Origin of the sequence: uncultured Psychromonas sp., from assembly GCF_947489755.1 — a bacterium.
Taxonomy (GTDB): Bacteria; Pseudomonadota; Gammaproteobacteria; order Enterobacterales; family Psychromonadaceae; genus Psychromonas.
In genome coordinates this window covers 42,872-58,591 of sequence record NZ_CANLFB010000017.1, presented here as the reverse complement: position 1 = coordinate 58,591, position 15,720 = coordinate 42,872, and the positions used below count along the sequence as shown (strand labels likewise).

The window sequence follows — 15,720 nt, the reverse complement described above, 5'->3', positions numbered from 1 at the left end:
TCTTCGTTTGATATTGTTTTCTTGTATTTCTTTCTTAGCTTCTATTAATCTTCTTCAAAATAAATAGTTTTATTTTGTGGTAAATTCTCAGGGCTAACAGACTCACCTTTAATACATTTTTCTTCGTCTGCCCATTCACCTAAATCAATTAATTGACAACGTTTACAGCAAAATGGTCGATACAAACTCTGTTTATCCCAGACAACTTGTTTTTGACAAGTTGGGCAATTAACCTTCATTTATTTTCCTTACCTTTAACAACATGAAACAATCTTAAATACTGATGTAATTTACTAAGCTTTTAACAAAAAGTCTGCTCAAATTCAATATTCTCTGCCTGGCTATTTTCTGCATTGGCATTCATGAATCGAACAGAGTAGCGATGTTTATGCCCAGAGATCATAGGGTAAGCTTGTAAAGCGGGATCAACACTGAGAATGATAAATAATGCATGTTCTACTTCACCTTGGAAAAAACCATTTTTAGCTTGTTGCGTTGATTTGATGCCTTGATGACGTCTCATTTTCAAAAACAAAGATAATGCGCGATCTAAGACCGTAAAGTATTCAAACCATTGTTTAGTATCTTTTCTTTTTAATTCGATAGATTGAGATGACCAGAAATGAAACTGCGGTAAATCGAAATTACAACATCCACCAGGAATGAAAAATCGTTGCTTTAATGAGGTTAAAAAACGGCTATCTTTAAAGAACTTAAGTTGTTTAGACATGACTAATAAAGCACTGATTAACTCACTAATTTCTATCATTAATGCTTTAATCGCTTCAGTATCAGCTTGCTCACTACTTAACCAAGATTGCATTTCTTCTAACAATGAACGTAAGTCTTTAATTAAGTCGTGACGAATATCACTGCGATCACTCAATTCAATTAATTCAAATAATGATTTGAAATAAGTCACAGTATCACTGTCATTGTCCAGCGAAATACTTTGTTTAATTTGTAGAAAAAGACATTCAAAGCGTAAATAGCTACGACTTTTTTCTGTTAAGGGGTATTCAAAGGCGATCATAAGGCGTCTATTTATTTTATAAAAAAGTAAGGTTACATGAATAAGTCATTACTAAACAATCAAAAAGCCTACTTTTGTATAGATAAAAACTGTAAATGTAACATGTTAACTTGCTGCTTCAATACAACAAGGTCTGTACTGCTATTATCAATAATATAATCAGCTTGCTCTAGTCTAAGCTTTCTACTAATTTGTGCATCCATAATAGCTTGTATTTGTGCTGTTGAGTTACTATCTCTTTGTGTTGCACGTTCAATTTGTAAAGCTTCTGTAACATCAACCACTAATGTGTAATCAGTATACTTTGTCAGCTGGTTTTCTAGTAGTAAAGGTGCTTCTAATATCACATATTTACTTTGCGCTTGCTCAAGTTGTTTCAATAACGTATCACGGATAATAGGATGCAATAAATTATTCAACCACTGCTTTTTTGTTTCACAGTTAAAAATGATATTTCTAAGCTTTGCTCTATCTAATTCACCGTTAATATTTACGACCTGTTTACCAAAATAAAGTTCAATTTCAGCTAAAGCTGGTTGCCCAGGTTCTACCACTTCTCGTGCTACTTTATCAGCGTCAACTACATCAATCCCTAACGCAATAAATTCTTTTGCTACAGTTGATTTCCCACTACCGATACCACCTGTTAAACCAATGATTAAACGCATACTATTTCCACTTATTATTGCTATTTTTATTGTTAGGGCTTGTTGATTTACTTTATCTAACACCGAGTTTATTATTTTATAAGAGTTAAGTATTTAGATCATTGGTATTCAAAGACCATTAAGGTAATATTTGCTTTTTTTACCGCTGTCTGGAAATTTACCATGATTGAACAAGAAATTGCACAAAGTGTTACCTTAGCTTTAAATGAAGACTTAAATGGATTATCTGCTGCAGAAGGTGATATCACCGCTAATTTAATACCAGAAGATAAACGTTCAAAAGCAACGGTTATTACACGTGACGGTGCTGTTTTCTGTGGTAAAGCATGGACTGATGAAGTGTTTCATCAATTAGGTGGTGAAGTGACGATCACTTGGCATGTCGAAGATGGTGATAGTGTACCTGCAAATAGCCCTTTATTTACGCTTGAAGGCCCTGCAAGAATTTTGTTAACCGGTGAACGTACTGCGTTAAACTTTATTCAAACACTGTCAGGCATTGCGACTACAACTAAATATTACTCAGATTTAATTAAAATGACTGAGTGTAAATTATTGGATACACGAAAAACCTTACCCGGTTTACGTAATGCCTCTAAATATGCAGTAACCTGTGGTGGTGGTTTTAATCACCGTATTGGTTTATATGATGCTTACTTAATTAAAGAAAATCACATTATGGCCTGCGGTGGAATCAAACAAGCCATCGCAGCAGCAAACCTACAACATCCTGAGCGTTGGGTAGAAGTGGAAGTAGAAAGTATCGACGAGCTTAAACAAGCCCTTGATGCGGGTGCACAACGTGTCATGTTAGATAATTTCAGCATTCCAATGATGTTAGAAGCCGTTGCTATTAATAAAAGTAACCCACAACAAGCTGATTTAGAAGTGTCAGGCAATGTCGATAATACAACGATATTAAGCTATGCAGAAACAGGAGTCGATTATATTTCTGTAGGAGCGTTAACAAAGCATGTACATGCAGTGGATTTATCGATGCGTTTTATTTAACAATTTGAATCAGTTATTAACTGAGTTTATAAATAATTCGCTAGTAAACAAATATTATTGAATTTAAATAGTCTCATTATTTTAAAAATTTCCTACACTTATTGCTTGAACTCACGAGATATTTATATTTTGCTAAGTGTAGGAGCGTTTTATGACTTCATTATTTTCCTTTCAAAAAATCGCCTTTTCTTATCTGAAAAAGAGTCAATTTACTTACTATCTGCTTAATAGCATGGTTATGTTAATGCTTTCGATGTCTGCCGCTATTGCTAAACCCCCTCCCATTCAGCTTGCGACCAATTACCGACAAGATATTGATGTCACACAATATTATGTAAGCGAAAAACTTGATGGCATTCGTGCTTATTGGGATGGCCATCAACTGATATCCAAACAAGGGAATGTTTTTACAGCTCCCACATGGTTTATTAAATCATTTCCAACCACTGCAATGGATGGAGAATTATGGATAGCAAGACAGCAATTTGAAAAAGTCTCCGGCATTGCTCGCACTCAAGATAATCAAAATGAACAGTGGAAAAAAATCAAGTTTATGATTTTTGACTTACCTAACAACAGGACCTCATTTGAACAACGTATTAATGAGATGAGAGCATTAGTCGCTGACACTAGTAGCCCTTATTTACAAATGATCGAACAACAAAAGCTCCCCAATACAGAGGTGTTATTTGATTTGCTAAATAAAGTGGTAATGGGCAAAGGTGAAGGTTTAATGCTGCACCACCAAGATGCTTTATATCAAACAAAGCGAAGTCGTGACTTAATGAAACTGAAGAAATTTGAAGATGCAGAGGCCACCGTTATTGCTTACTTACCGGGAAAAGGAAAGTATGAAGGTTTACTAGGTGCAATACTGGTAAAAAATGAAGAGGGAGTCACCTTTAAAATAGGAACAGGATTTAGTGATAAGGAGAGAAGTAACCCTCCCCCAATAGGCAGTCTTATTACGTATCGCTTTACAGGAAAAACCAACAATAACATCCCTCGTTTTGCTTCATTTGTACGTATTAGAGTAATTTATTAATAACGGTTAAGTTAGCTTTAGGAAAATCATATTGGGTGAGTTCAGCAGCGGTTATCCATTTAATCTGTTGCCCTTCAAGCGACGTTGCTTGACCTTCATACTCTGTGACTAAATAAAAATGTAAACTTAAATCAACGTCATCATATTGAAAGTTTAATGAATCAAACAAGCTATACTTTGTAGCCGTTAAACCCACTTCTTCTTTTAACTCTCGCAACATAGCGACTTCAAGCGCTTCGTTTTGTTCTACTTTCCCACCAGGAAATTCCCACTTACCCGCCAAATGTTGTCCCTTTTGGCGACGGCTAATCAATAGCTTTTTATGTTCATTTTGCACGATAGCGATACTAATCATTTGCTTTGGCATTGTTGACCCTTTTTATTTTTATACCGATTATATTAAATATCTTATCTAAATTTTGCGCTGGAAAAACAGTTCAATTCAAGGCGTAAATGGCTGTTCCCTTTGCGAAATTTACAACAAGGAAGTGGGCTATTTTAACAAGTAAAATAGAGAAACTATTTATTGTGATTAGTATTAAAGCAATAAAAAAGGCGGTCTTCAATGAAGCACCGCCTTTTACTTAGTAAAGAAGATTAAGCTTTCTTCGTTAGCCTTTAACCTAACTTACCATGACATTGCTTGAACTTTTTACCTGAACCACATGGGCAAGGATCATTACGCCCTACTTTTTTATCTTGGCGGACAAAAGTATCAGCAGGCTCATCAGCAGCTTCTTTTTCTTCTCCATCACTATTAATTTGTGCATGTTGAAATTGAATATTAGCTTTTGCTTCTTCTTCACGACGTTTTTCTTGAATTGCCTCAGCTTCTTCTCTGCTTTGAATTTGTACTTTCGATAAAATACCAACAACATCGGCTTTTAGGTTTTCTAACATCGCAATAAACAACTCAAATGATTCACGCTTGTACTCTTGTTTTGGATCTTTTTGCGCGTAACCACGTAAATGAATACCTTGACGAAGATGATCCATTGCCGATAAATGTTCTTTCCAAAGCATATCAATTGTTTGCAACATGACAGACTTTTCAAAACCAGCAATAATAGACTCGCCTACTTGCTCTTTTTTATCTTGATACACTGCTTTTGCATGCTCAAGTATATTTTCTCGAATCGTTTCTTCTTGTAAATTAGCATCATCAACTAACCATTGTTGAACAGGTAATTCGACTAAGAAGTCATTTTTCAAACGGTTTTCTAAGCCTTCTAAATCCCATTGCTCTGTAAGTGAATGCAATGGCACATATTCATCGATACACGCATTGAAAACATCATCCCAAATTTGCTCAATATTTTCTGTAATGTTTTCACTATCCATTACACCGTTACGTTGTTGATAAACTACTTTACGCTGGTCATTAGCAACATCATCAAAGTCTAATAGAGATTTACGCATATCAAAGTTACGGCCTTCAACTTTGCGTTGTGCATTTTCGATAGCTCTAGTCACCCAAGGATGCTCAATGGCTTCGCCATTTTCCATGCCTAATTTTTTCATCATATTAGACACTTTTTCAGACGCAAAGATACGCATTAGCGAATCTTCCATTGAAAGGTAGAAACGACTTTCACCCGCATCACCTTGACGCCCAGCACGACCACGTAGCTGATTATCAATACGTCGAGATTCATGGCGCTCTGTACCAATGATGTACAATCCACCTGCCGCTAATACTGCCGCTTGATCTTCTTTCCAAGCTGCGGTTTCAGCAATGATTTGTTCTTCAGTCAGTGGACCTAATTTTTCAAGACGGTTTTGTAAATTACCACCAAGCACAATATCGGTACCACGGCCGGCCATGTTAGTAGCAATAGTAACTGAACCTAATGCGCCAGCATGAGCAATAATATCAGCTTCTTTTTCATGGAACTTAGCATTTAGTACGCTGTGCTTAATGTTTGCCTTAGTCATTAATGTTGATAATAACTCAGAACTTTCGATAGACACTGTACCGACCAACACTGGTTGGCGACGCTCTAATCGAGTATTAATATCCTCGATAATTGCTTGATATTTTTCAATCTCAGTTAAGTAAACTAAGTCACCGCCATCTTTACGTACCATAGGACGGTTAGTTGGAATAACAATGGTTTCTAACCCATAGATAGATTGGAACTCAAATGCTTCCGTATCCGCAGTACCGGTCATACCACCTAGTTTTTCATAAAGACGGAAGTAGTTTTGGAATGTAATTGACGCTAGCGTTTGATTTTCATTTTGAATTTTAACGCCTTCTTTCGCTTCTACTGCTTGATGTAAACCTTCAGACCAGCGACGACCCGGCATTGTACGGCCAGTATGTTCATCAACAATGACCACTTCACCTTCAGCTGTCACGATGTACTCAACGTCTTTTTCAAATAAGGTATGAGCACGTAATGCCGCATTAACATGGTGCAATAAACTGATGCTTGATGCAGCATATAAAGAAGTATTTTCTTCTAATAAGCCACGTTCTTGTAAAATAAGCTCAACTTTTTCTTGTCCACGTTCTGTTAACAATACTTGCTTACTTTTTTCGTCTACCGTGAAATCACCTTCACCAACGTACTCTTCTGTATCTTCTTTATCTTGCTGTGTTAACAATGGGATAATAGTATTCAGTTTAGTATAAAGCGTTGGGTCACCATCGGTAGGGCCAGAGATGATTAACGGCGTTCTTGCTTCATCGATTAAGATTGAGTCAACTTCATCGACAATCGCATAATGTACGCCACGCATAACACGTTGAGAAGCTTCAAAAGCCATGTTGTCACGTAGGTAGTCAAAACCAAATTCATTATTTGTACCGTAAGTAATATCTGCGGCGTAGGCTGCGCGTTTTTCTTCACCGCTCATGCCAGATAAATTGATACCTATAGATAACCCTAAGTATTCAAATAACTGTGCATTCCACTCAGCATCACGACGTGCTAAATAGTCATTCACGGTAATAACATGGACACCTTTACCAGTTAAGGCATTTAAGTATGCAGGTAAAGTTGCCGTTAATGTTTTACCTTCACCAGTACGCATTTCTGCGATTTTGTTTTCATTTAGCACCATGCCGCCAATTAGCTGCACATCAAAATGACGCATACCAAAAACACGCTCTGATGCACTACGAACAACTGCAAAAGCTTCAACTAAAATATCATCAATCGTTTCACCATTAGCAAGACGCTCTTTAAAATAAGCTGTTTTAGCTTTAAGGTCTTCTTCAGAAAGAGCCTGAATCTCAGGCTCTAATTTGTTAATTTCATTAACAATTTTGCGAAGGTTTTTTATATAACGGTCATTTCGACTGCCTATTATTTTTGTTATTATCGATGTGATCATTTGCTTTTCTCATTGTAAAAAGTCGGATAAAAGTTGCAATTTAACTTGGTAATCTTTGTATATAATAAATTGGGTTTATTTGCCTGCCATCTTTAATGACTTCATAATGGACGTGTGGCCCAGTAGACCGCCCCGTAGTGCCCATTACGGCAATTTGTTGGCCTTTTTCAACAACGTCACCAACAGATACAACTATTGATGATGCGTGTGCATAGCGCGTTTTCAAGCCGCTACCATGATTAATTTCAACCAAAAAACCATACCCTGTTCTCGCTTCAGATGTTGTTATCACCCCTGCTGCGGTAGCATTAATAGGCATACCTGTATAACCTGCGATATCCACGCCTTTATGGCGACGTAAACGACCAGTAAAAGGGTCAGAACGAGTACCAAATGGTGAGGAAATCCAAGAGCCTTCATTAGGCACAGGACGACCAGAAATAAACAGTTCATCGATTAGATGGAGGTTGTTTAATGTAATTTCAAGCTGTTGTAGGAGATTTTGACTCTTTTCATACTGATTTGCGAGCTGTGAAACACTTTTATTTAATATTGTTAATTTTGATGGAACAGCAATAGCAGACTCATCAAGGTTATTTGCTGAATTATCAGCTTCAGTATTTTGCTCTACATTTTCTTCAATACTTTGATTTAACTCAAATTCAAACTCATCTTTCGGAAAATTTAATTTCTCAATCAGGCGCTCGCCTAGGCTATTTAACTTAATACCTTGTGCTTGTAATTGCCCTACTTTTTCAGCCAATGATTGTAGTTGTAGATTAGTTTGAGACTCCATAGAATGAAGATATTGTTGCTTAATTAAATTTCTTTCATGTAATGAATTTTTTTTGTGTTGTATTAATTGTTGGTGGTAGTGAGATTGTAATAACCAAGCACTGGTCATCAATAATGCTACCGTAGATATGCAGATAAAAATAAATATCGATCTTGTTATAGAAAAGCTATGTTTAATCTCCTTCCTATTATAAATAACCGTTATACTCATAAACTTAATTCACTATTGATGGCTGTTATGACAACACATAAAAAACAACCTAAACCCATCTCATTATTGCTGAAGAAAAATAACTTTCAGCAGAGCACATCATTGATTTCTAAATTAGATATAGTACTACAAAGGTTTTTAAAACAACACAACATCAATGGCTGTCGTATAGGAAATGTTGAAAATGGGAGCTTGATTATAGAAAGTCCCACCTCACTTTGGCTACAACGTTTACAATTTATACGAAGCGACATCTTAACTGAGTTACGTCAGCATCATTCTTCTTTAATCAGCATCAAAGTAAAGGTAAATCCATCTCTTGCGAAAGTAAGTCCGGCATTGATAAAAAAGAATAAACCAGTCAAAAAACGAGCTCAAAAAATGAGTAAAGATATTGCTGATTCTTTCTTAGCATTAGCAGAAAATGCAGATCCAAAATTAAAAAAAGCATTACAGTCGTTAGCCAAATTTTCAACCAACAAAAGTGAATGAAGAAAACACTCACTAAAAACTAAAAAGACATTCTGACGTAAATTTGTTATTCAGTGGTTATTCGGTGGCCGCATAGCAGCAATGATTAAGCCACTTATAATTCTACATTCAAGAGCTAAAAAAAAACCACTTTAATTACATAAAGTGGTTTAGCTATTTTTTAATGTTGAATGTACCGAAATAAGCACATTACAACTTAGCGATCATTAAGCAGGAACAAATAATGGCTCAATGTATTGTACTGGAGACTCGCTAACAGGTTCTTCAAATGTCACCATTTCAAATGCTTCAGCATCTGCTAATAATGCACACAATAATTTGTTATTTAATGCATGACCTGTTTTAAATGCTTTTAAATGGCCTAAAATAGTAAAACCAGATAAGTATAAATCACCGATAGCATCTAACACTTTATGTTTAACGAATTCATCTTCGTAACGTAAACCTTCAGGGTTTAATACGCGGAATTCATCTAGACCAATTGCATTGTCTAAACTTGCTCCTAGCGCTAAATTATTAGACTGAAGGTACTCAACACTTTTCATGAATCCAAAAGTACGCGCTCGACTGATTTCTTTAACAAATAAGTCACCAGAGAATTGCATTTCAACATGTTGATTTTGACCTTCAAACACAGGATGATCAAAATCAATTTTAAAATCTAAACTGAAGCCATTATTAGAAGGTTGTAATTCAGCCCACTTGCCTTCTTCTTCGTCTTCAACACGTATCGTCTTTTTAATACGGATGAATTTCTTAGCTGCATTCTGTTCTTCAATGCCTGCAGACTGTAGTAAGAAAATAAAAGGACTTGCACTACCATCCATAATTGGAATCTCAGGAGCATCAACATCAATAATAATATTATCGATGCCTAAACCAGCAAGCGCTGCAGATAAATGCTCAACAGTAGAGATTTTCTGCCCTTGATCATTAACTAAACAAGTACACAAAAGAGTCTCTTGCACAGCTTGCGCATGAGCTTTAAAGCTTACAACCGGATCAAGATCGATTCGACGATAAACAATACCTGAATTAGCAGGTGCAGGATGTAACTCAATCGTTACTTTATTCCCAGAATGTAAACCAATACCTGTCGATTTCACACTCTTCTTTAATGTTCTTTGTTTAATCATTAAATGATCTCCAATACGATTTTATCTACTGCCGACTATAACAGTTTGAGACCCAGATCACAAACTGTTATATTTTCAGAGTTAATTTAGTTATCTGCTTGACGTCTTAAAAAAGCAGGAATATCTAAATAACTCTCAGCACTTGTTTTATCTTTAACCTCAGCAATCGGTTCTACTACTTCAGGTTCAGCCTGAACAGCTTCTTCAGATGCTTTAGCTAATGCTTGGTTTTCTGCTTCTGTATCAGCATTAATAGAGTTATCGGCAGCAGTTGATTTTTCTGTAGCATCATTAACATCTTTTTTCTTATTTAATGTTGGATTCTTAACTACATTTAGCTCTGATTTACGCTCACCGATACCTGTTACAATAACTGTCACGTGTAATTCACCACTATCAAGTGTTGGGTCAACCGTTACACCGATAATATTTTGTGAATCTTCAGAAGCAAATTGTTTCAGTGCATCACCGACTGTATGGTATTCATCCCAACTAAAGTCGATACCAGCAACAATATGTACTAATACGCCACGTGCATCAGAAAGATCAACATCTTCTAATAATGGACAAGAAATAGCTTCTTCTACCGCCTCTTCAGCACGATTTTCACCAGAAGAAACACCAATCCCCATTACTGCCGTTGTACCCGCTTCAGTCATTACTGTGCGTACATCGGCGAAATCGATATTAATAGTACTCTCTTCGTTATTAATGATAGACGAGAAACCAGAAACTGCATCATAAAGTACACTGTTAGCCGCACGAAGTGCGTCTAAGAAAGTAATACCACGAGGCAATGATTTTTGTAATTTATCATTTGGAATTATTAATAATGAATCTATATTTTCCGATAAACGAGCGATACCTTGGGTTGCGTAGTTCATACGCTTACGGCCTTCAAACATAGAAGGCTTTGAAACCACACCAATCGTTAACGCGCCTTCTTCTTTTGCGATTTCAGCAACAACAGGACAAGCCCCAGTCCCTGTACCGCCGCCCATACCTGCAGCAATAAAGACTACATCTGCGCCTGTGACGATTTCGCGAATTCGTTCTTTATCTTCAAGTGCTGATTTGTAACCAATTTCTGGATTCGCTCCTGCACCTAAACCATTAGTAATGTTAGCACCCAGTTGCAGTCGAATATCTGCTTTAGATGAACGTAATGCCTGAGCATCAGTGTTCATTGCAATAAATTCAGCACCTGTTAAGCCTTTTTCGATCATATAGTTGATCGCATTACCACCACCACCACCTATGCCAATAACTTTAATTACGGCTTGTGCTGAATGGTCTTCATCATCGATTATTTCAAACATTTGATTCTCTTCCACTCTATTAACTTCTTGTGACATCGTTTGTTACCACCCAATCCATGAAACTTGATAACTAATATTCTTTTTTAATCCAGTTCTTTACTTTACTGAACATACTTGCAAAACGATTCTCAGGTTCAGCTTCTTCTTCGCCTGCAAATTCGTCATTTTTATAACGTAATAAACCAACTGCTGTTGAATAAGCAGGAGAGTTTACATCATCTGCTAGACCTTGAATATGTTGTGGTTTACCAATTCTAACTTGGATATTACCAAAAACTGCTTCAGCTACTTCAACTAATCCCTCGATTTGTGCAGCACCACCCGTTATCACCACACCTGCAGCTAACTGTTGGTTTAAGCCTTCACGAGCAAATTTGTCATTTAACTTATAAATTTCATTTTTAACCAATGTTAAAAGTTCACTATAACGTGGCTCAATAACATCAACTAAAATTGAACGTTGGAGGCTACGTGCAGGACGTCCACCAACACTCGGTAATTCAATAATTTCATCGTCTTCAATTAACGAACGATCCAAACAACCATATTTCACTTTCACTTCTTCAGCAGAAGTGGGTGGTGAACTGAATGCAATGGCAATATCGTTAGTGACTGAATTACCAGCATAATCAAGTACCATGCTGTGTTTCAATGAACCAGCGATGTAAATGGATAAATCCATTGTACCACTTCCCATATCAATCATGCACACGCCTAACTCTTTTTCATCTTCACTAAGTGTGGCAGCACTTGATGCAACACCAGATGATGTTAGTTGGTCAATAACTAATCCACATCGTTCAACTGCTTTTTCTAAATTTTTAACTAAATCATTGTGACAAGTGATTAAATGTACATTTGCCTTTAATTTTACACCAGATAAACCAATTGGATTATTGATACGGCCTTGAGAATCAATAGAATATTCTTGAGGAATAACATGTAACAAACGTTGCTCATCTCGAATCTTCACTGAACGTGCATTATGAATGACACATTCAACATCATAAGTACTGACTTCGTGAGCTTCTATCGCCCAAGTACCTGTTTCATTGATTGACTCAATATGAGAACCTGAAACAGATAAATTAACGGAAGAAACACGACAATCTGCCATATCTTCAGCTTGCTTTAAGGCACTTGATATAGATTGAACCACTGCATCTAAATTAGTTACAGATCCTTTATCAACACCTTTAGAAGGAGCAGAACCTACTCCCACTATATTAATCGCATCATTCGCTAATAATTCACCGATTAAGACAACTATTTTATGACTACCAATGTCTAAACCAACTGTGTAATTACTTTCCATTCGTTTATCACCATATTCTCTAATTTAAGAGAGAAGAATTAACTCTATGTAATATTAACTATATTGTCGGGCTGAGTAAATTACCTAAAGTGAGTAATTGTTCCGTAAACCAAGGCATAAGAAACTGATATCATTAACTTTTAATGTTCACTTCCCACACATTGACGTTGTGTTTACCCAGACTCTTTATCGTTAATATTGACATTACTTTTTATTTTGTTCTGACTCTTTCCACCCAATGGCCAACCCAGTGTCATAACGAAGGTCGACATATTTAATGGTATTAATATCGTATTTTTGTGCAATCCTAGGGAATGCATTTAAGAACATCTGTATTCGTTCTAATTTTTGTTCTTTGCCTAAATTCAAACTGATGCCATTTTTTAACACCAGTTCAGTCGCATTACGTTTATCACTATACAGGCCTGCAATACGGTAATGGCTAGGCTCTAACAATTGATTTAACTGTAAATACGTATTCAGTACTTCTTCTGATTGCGTATCATCGCCAGAGAGTGCAATAAATTTATCTTGCTCAATGGGCACCACATCTATTATTTCACCAAACCGATTAAGTAAGGCTTTACCATTCCATGAGGCAACAATCGTTTGTTCAACGATATGTATCTTTAATGTGTCAGGCCAATGTTTACGGATTGACGCAGAATAGACCCATGGTTTATCTTCTAATCGCTTTTGAATGTCAGAAATTTCTAAGGTAAAGAAATTCAATTTATCTTTTTGTTTAGCTAAAACAGCCCTCACTACATCTTCTGTTATATGTTCTCTGTTTCCAGTCAACATTAAACCTGTTAATGGCAAAGACTTTTCATCAGTTAACCAATGTTTTAATTTAAAAAAACCATCTTGTAAGGTATAAATTAAAAGTACAAAAACAAAGAAGCTAATCCATTTACTGATTTTGATTTGTTTTAACTTTTGCCACATAAATTATATAGTTTGCTTTAAAATATCTAACACTAACTGGTCAAAACTAATACCGGCTTGTTTTGCAGCCTTAGGTACAAGGCTTTTCTCTGTCATACCGGGTACTGTATTTACTTCCAATAAAAACCAGTTTTTATTGCTGTCTCTCATAAAATCAACGCGTCCCCAACCACTACAACCAATTGCTTTAAACGCTTCTACTGATAACTGATTTAGTTCTGTTAACTCGTTATCAGACAAACCACAAGGACACAAATATTGTGTATCTGTAGATTGATATTTTGCCTGATAATCATAAAACACATTCATTGTTTTCATACTAATAGCCGGTAATGCTTCACCATTTAACATCGAGACAGTGAATTCATCACCGGTGATCCATGACTCTAATAATACTTTACTATCAAATTTAAAAGCTTCTTCTAATGCATTAATTAACTGCTCTGCATTTTCCACTTTAGCCATACCAATACTCGAGCCTTCGTGTACTGGTTTTACCATGACAGTACCTGATAAGCTGCTTAGTATATCGGTAGCGGTTGATGGTTCAAAGTTTTCTTTGACAATAATTTGATAGTCAGCAGTAGGAAGTTGGCAACTTTGCCAAATTTGTTTGGTTTTTGCTTTGTCCATGCCGATAGCTGAGCTTGAAACATCGCTCCCAGTGAAAGGAATATCCAATGTTTGTAGAAAACCTTGGATGGTGCCATCTTCACCACCTCGACCGTGCAACACAATAAATGCACGATCAAAACCTAATTTTTTAATTTGTGAAATATCATCATGCTTTGGATCGATTGCATGTGCATCAATACCTTGACGTAGCAACGCATTCAATACTGCGTTGCCTGAATCTAATGAAACTTCACGTTCAGCACTGTTGCCACCAAACAACACCGCTACTTTACCAAAATCTATCGCCATTATTTTGTGCTCTCTTGTTGCATTTTTTCAATGTCTAATTTGAAATCAGCTAAGGTTTTTACTACCGCACCGATATTACCAGCACCTTGAGTTAACACTAAGTCGCCACCTTGTAACACTTTAGCAAGCGCTGCAGGTAAAGCTTCAGGAGAAGCGACAAAAATAGGCTCTTTACCACTTTGTTGACGAATAGTTCGGCATAATGAACGGCTATCTGCACCTGCAATGGGTGTTTCCCCTGCGGCGTAAACATCTAACAGTAACAACTGATCAACTTGCGATAAGACATGTGCAAAATCTTCATATAAATCACGAGTACGCGTGTAACGATGTGGCTGATAAGCCATGACTAACCGTTTTTCAGGCCAACCTTCACGTGCTGCATTAATCGTCGCTTGAACCTCTGTTGGGTGATGTCCGTAATCATCGGCAAGCATGGCTTTACCTCGACCTGTTTCAAATTCACCATATTGCTCAAAACGACGACCAATTCCTTCAAAACTTTCTAATGCCGTTAATATTGCAGCATCTTCAATATCATCTTCCATCGCTACGGCAATTGCAGCAGCTGCGTTTAACGCGTTATGTTTACCAGGTAGGTTTAGATGAATCACTAAATCTGGGCGATTAACACGATGAATAATAAATTCACTTCTGCTTACCGTTTGTTTAAAGCTTGAAATGCGGACATCGGCTTGTTCATTAAAACCATAAGTTACACATTGACGAGCAAAACGAGGGATCAACTCCTCTACGACTTTATCATCTAAACAGACAACGGCAGTCCCATAGAAAGGTAAGTTTTGGATGAACTGTACAAAGGTATCTTTTAATACTTCGAAATCACCTTGATAAGTATCCATATGGTCAGCTTCAATATTAGTAACGACTGATACCATAGGTTGCAAATGTAAAAATGACGCATCACTTTCATCAGCTTCTGCAATAAGGTAACGGCTTTGTCCTAATTTAGCGTTAGTACCCGCGCTGTTTAACAATCCGCCAATCACAAAGGTAGGATCTAAATCAGCTTCACGGTAAATACTCGCAATCAAACTAGTAGTCGTTGTTTTACCATGAGTCCCCGCAACCGCAACGCCATGACGGTAGCGCATTAATTCAGCTAACATTTCAGCACGACGAACCACAGGAATACGCGCTTGTTTTGCCGCTAATAATTCTGGATTTTCAGAGTTAATAGCTGTCGATACGACCACTACCGAAGCGCCGTATATATTTTCTTGAGCATGGCCGATGAAAATATCAACACCAATTGAACGCAGTCTTTTCACCACTGTATTTTCAGCGATATCTGAACCCGTTATTTTATAACCTTCATAGGCTAATACTTCGGCAATACCACCCATTCCCGCGCCGCCGATACCAACAAAATGTATCTGTTTTACACGACGCATTTCAGGGATCATGGTACGAATTTCTGCTAATTCAACTTTTATCATCGGAATTCACTTTTACTATAT

General features: G+C 36.7%; 15 protein-coding genes. 3 read left to right on the top strand and 12 right to left on the bottom strand.

Annotated elements, in window-relative coordinates:
* Positions 1 to 44: 44 nt before the first annotated feature.
* From yacG to coaE, 3 genes are all read right to left on the bottom strand, one after another.
* A complete protein-coding gene (gene yacG / locus Q0794_RS11055; RefSeq protein ID WP_137297321.1) occupies positions 45 to 239 on the bottom strand; it encodes a DNA gyrase inhibitor YacG in 195 nt (64 codons plus the stop codon).
* Positions 240 to 301: 62 nt separating this feature from the next.
* Positions 302 to 1,033: a cell division protein ZapD gene (zapD, locus tag Q0794_RS11050; RefSeq protein WP_298941865.1), complete on the bottom strand. Its 732-nt coding sequence runs from the start codon at positions 1,031 to 1,033 to the stop codon at positions 302 to 304.
* A 68-nt stretch (positions 1,034 to 1,101) separates the two neighbouring features.
* Entirely contained in the window at positions 1,102 to 1,701 is a 600-nt protein-coding gene (coaE, locus tag Q0794_RS11045) for a dephospho-CoA kinase (protein WP_298941863.1), read from the bottom strand.
* A gap of 162 nt (positions 1,702 to 1,863) precedes the next feature.
* On the opposite strand from coaE, the gene nadC reads away from it, so the two are divergent.
* Positions 1,864 to 2,712, top strand: coding sequence for a carboxylating nicotinate-nucleotide diphosphorylase (nadC, locus tag Q0794_RS11040; protein WP_298941861.1), 849 nt, complete (start codon positions 1,864 to 1,866; stop codon positions 2,710 to 2,712).
* 151 nt (positions 2,713 to 2,863) lie between these two features.
* The gene (locus Q0794_RS11035; protein WP_298941859.1) at positions 2,864 to 3,757 is read left to right on the top strand and encodes a DNA ligase; all 894 of its coding nucleotides are present in this window, start codon (positions 2,864 to 2,866) and stop codon (positions 3,755 to 3,757) included.
* Here the strand turns inward: Q0794_RS11035 and mutT are convergent.
* The 3 genes from mutT to Q0794_RS11020 form a co-directional block, all read right to left on the bottom strand.
* Positions 3,741 to 4,124, bottom strand: coding sequence for an 8-oxo-dGTP diphosphatase MutT (gene mutT / locus Q0794_RS11030; RefSeq protein WP_298941857.1), 384 nt, complete (start codon positions 4,122 to 4,124; stop codon positions 3,741 to 3,743). The genes Q0794_RS11035 and mutT overlap by 17 nt on opposite strands.
* A 251-nt stretch (positions 4,125 to 4,375) precedes the next feature.
* Positions 4,376 to 7,099, bottom strand: a complete 2,724-nt coding sequence (gene secA, locus Q0794_RS11025; RefSeq protein WP_298941855.1) for a preprotein translocase subunit SecA — start codon at positions 7,097 to 7,099, stop codon at positions 4,376 to 4,378.
* 40 nt (positions 7,100 to 7,139) lie between these two features.
* The gene (locus tag Q0794_RS11020; protein ID WP_298941854.1) at positions 7,140 to 8,003 is read right to left on the bottom strand and encodes a M23 family metallopeptidase; all 864 of its coding nucleotides are present in this window, start codon (positions 8,001 to 8,003) and stop codon (positions 7,140 to 7,142) included.
* Between the two features lie 60 nt (positions 8,004 to 8,063).
* Between Q0794_RS11020 and Q0794_RS11015 the strand changes: the two genes are divergently transcribed.
* On the top strand, positions 8,064 to 8,597 hold the full coding sequence (locus Q0794_RS11015) for a DciA family protein (RefSeq protein WP_298941852.1): 534 nt from the start codon (positions 8,064 to 8,066) through the stop codon (positions 8,595 to 8,597).
* 206 nt (positions 8,598 to 8,803) lie between these two features.
* On the opposite strand, the gene lpxC is transcribed toward Q0794_RS11015, so the two are convergent.
* The 6 genes from lpxC to murC form a co-directional block, all read right to left on the bottom strand.
* Positions 8,804 to 9,733, bottom strand: coding sequence for a UDP-3-O-acyl-N-acetylglucosamine deacetylase (gene lpxC, locus Q0794_RS11010; RefSeq protein WP_298941850.1), 930 nt, complete (start codon positions 9,731 to 9,733; stop codon positions 8,804 to 8,806).
* 86 nt (positions 9,734 to 9,819) lie between these two features.
* Positions 9,820 to 11,088 carry a cell division protein FtsZ gene (ftsZ, locus tag Q0794_RS11005; RefSeq protein ID WP_298941848.1) on the bottom strand — a complete coding sequence of 423 codons (1,269 nt, stop codon included), beginning with the start codon at positions 11,086 to 11,088 and terminating at the stop codon, positions 9,820 to 9,822.
* Between the two features lie 34 nt (positions 11,089 to 11,122).
* Positions 11,123 to 12,367, bottom strand: a complete 1,245-nt coding sequence (ftsA, locus tag Q0794_RS11000) for a cell division protein FtsA (protein ID WP_298941846.1) — start codon at positions 12,365 to 12,367, stop codon at positions 11,123 to 11,125.
* Between the two features lie 204 nt (positions 12,368 to 12,571).
* Positions 12,572 to 13,315: a cell division protein FtsQ/DivIB gene (locus tag Q0794_RS10995; protein ID WP_298941844.1), complete on the bottom strand. Its 744-nt coding sequence runs from the start codon at positions 13,313 to 13,315 to the stop codon at positions 12,572 to 12,574.
* 3 nt (positions 13,316 to 13,318) lie between these two features.
* A complete protein-coding gene (locus Q0794_RS10990) occupies positions 13,319 to 14,239 on the bottom strand; it encodes a D-alanine--D-alanine ligase (protein ID WP_298941842.1) in 921 nt (306 codons plus the stop codon).
* Positions 14,239 to 15,699, bottom strand: coding sequence for a UDP-N-acetylmuramate--L-alanine ligase (murC, locus tag Q0794_RS10985; RefSeq protein WP_298941840.1), 1,461 nt, complete (start codon positions 15,697 to 15,699; stop codon positions 14,239 to 14,241). Before murC ends, Q0794_RS10990 begins: the two co-directional genes overlap by 1 nt.
* Between the last annotated feature and the right edge of the window lie 21 nt (positions 15,700 to 15,720).

Excerpts from the sequence above, each read along its gene's own strand:
- Q0794_RS10990 (WP_298941842.1), bottom strand. The coding sequence starts at position 14,239 with ATGGCGATAGATTTTGGTAAAGTAGCGGTGTTGTTTGGTGGCAACAGT.
- ftsA (WP_298941846.1), bottom strand. The coding sequence starts at position 12,367 with ATGGAAAGTAATTACACAGTTGGTTTAGACATTGGTAGTCATAAAATA.
- mutT (WP_298941857.1), bottom strand. The coding sequence starts at position 4,124 with ATGCCAAAGCAAATGATTAGTATCGCTATCGTGCAAAATGAACATAAA.
- Q0794_RS11035 (WP_298941859.1), top strand. The coding sequence starts at position 2,864 with ATGACTTCATTATTTTCCTTTCAAAAAATCGCCTTTTCTTATCTGAAA.
- yacG (WP_137297321.1), bottom strand. The coding sequence starts at position 239 with ATGAAGGTTAATTGCCCAACTTGTCAAAAACAAGTTGTCTGGGATAAA.
- zapD (WP_298941865.1), bottom strand. The coding sequence starts at position 1,033 with ATGATCGCCTTTGAATACCCCTTAACAGAAAAAAGTCGTAGCTATTTA.
- murC (WP_298941840.1), bottom strand. The coding sequence starts at position 15,699 with ATGATAAAAGTTGAATTAGCAGAAATTCGTACCATGATCCCTGAAATG.
- Q0794_RS11015 (WP_298941852.1), top strand. The coding sequence starts at position 8,064 with ATGTTTAATCTCCTTCCTATTATAAATAACCGTTATACTCATAAACTT.
- Q0794_RS11020 (WP_298941854.1), bottom strand. The coding sequence starts at position 8,003 with ATGACCAGTGCTTGGTTATTACAATCTCACTACCACCAACAATTAATA.
- coaE (WP_298941863.1), bottom strand. The coding sequence starts at position 1,701 with ATGCGTTTAATCATTGGTTTAACAGGTGGTATCGGTAGTGGGAAATCA.
- Q0794_RS10995 (WP_298941844.1), bottom strand. The coding sequence starts at position 13,315 with ATGTGGCAAAAGTTAAAACAAATCAAAATCAGTAAATGGATTAGCTTC.
- nadC (WP_298941861.1), top strand. The coding sequence starts at position 1,864 with ATGATTGAACAAGAAATTGCACAAAGTGTTACCTTAGCTTTAAATGAA.
- lpxC (WP_298941850.1), bottom strand. The coding sequence starts at position 9,733 with ATGATTAAACAAAGAACATTAAAGAAGAGTGTGAAATCGACAGGTATT.
- secA (WP_298941855.1), bottom strand. The coding sequence starts at position 7,099 with ATGATCACATCGATAATAACAAAAATAATAGGCAGTCGAAATGACCGT.
- ftsZ (WP_298941848.1), bottom strand. The coding sequence starts at position 11,088 with ATGTCACAAGAAGTTAATAGAGTGGAAGAGAATCAAATGTTTGAAATA.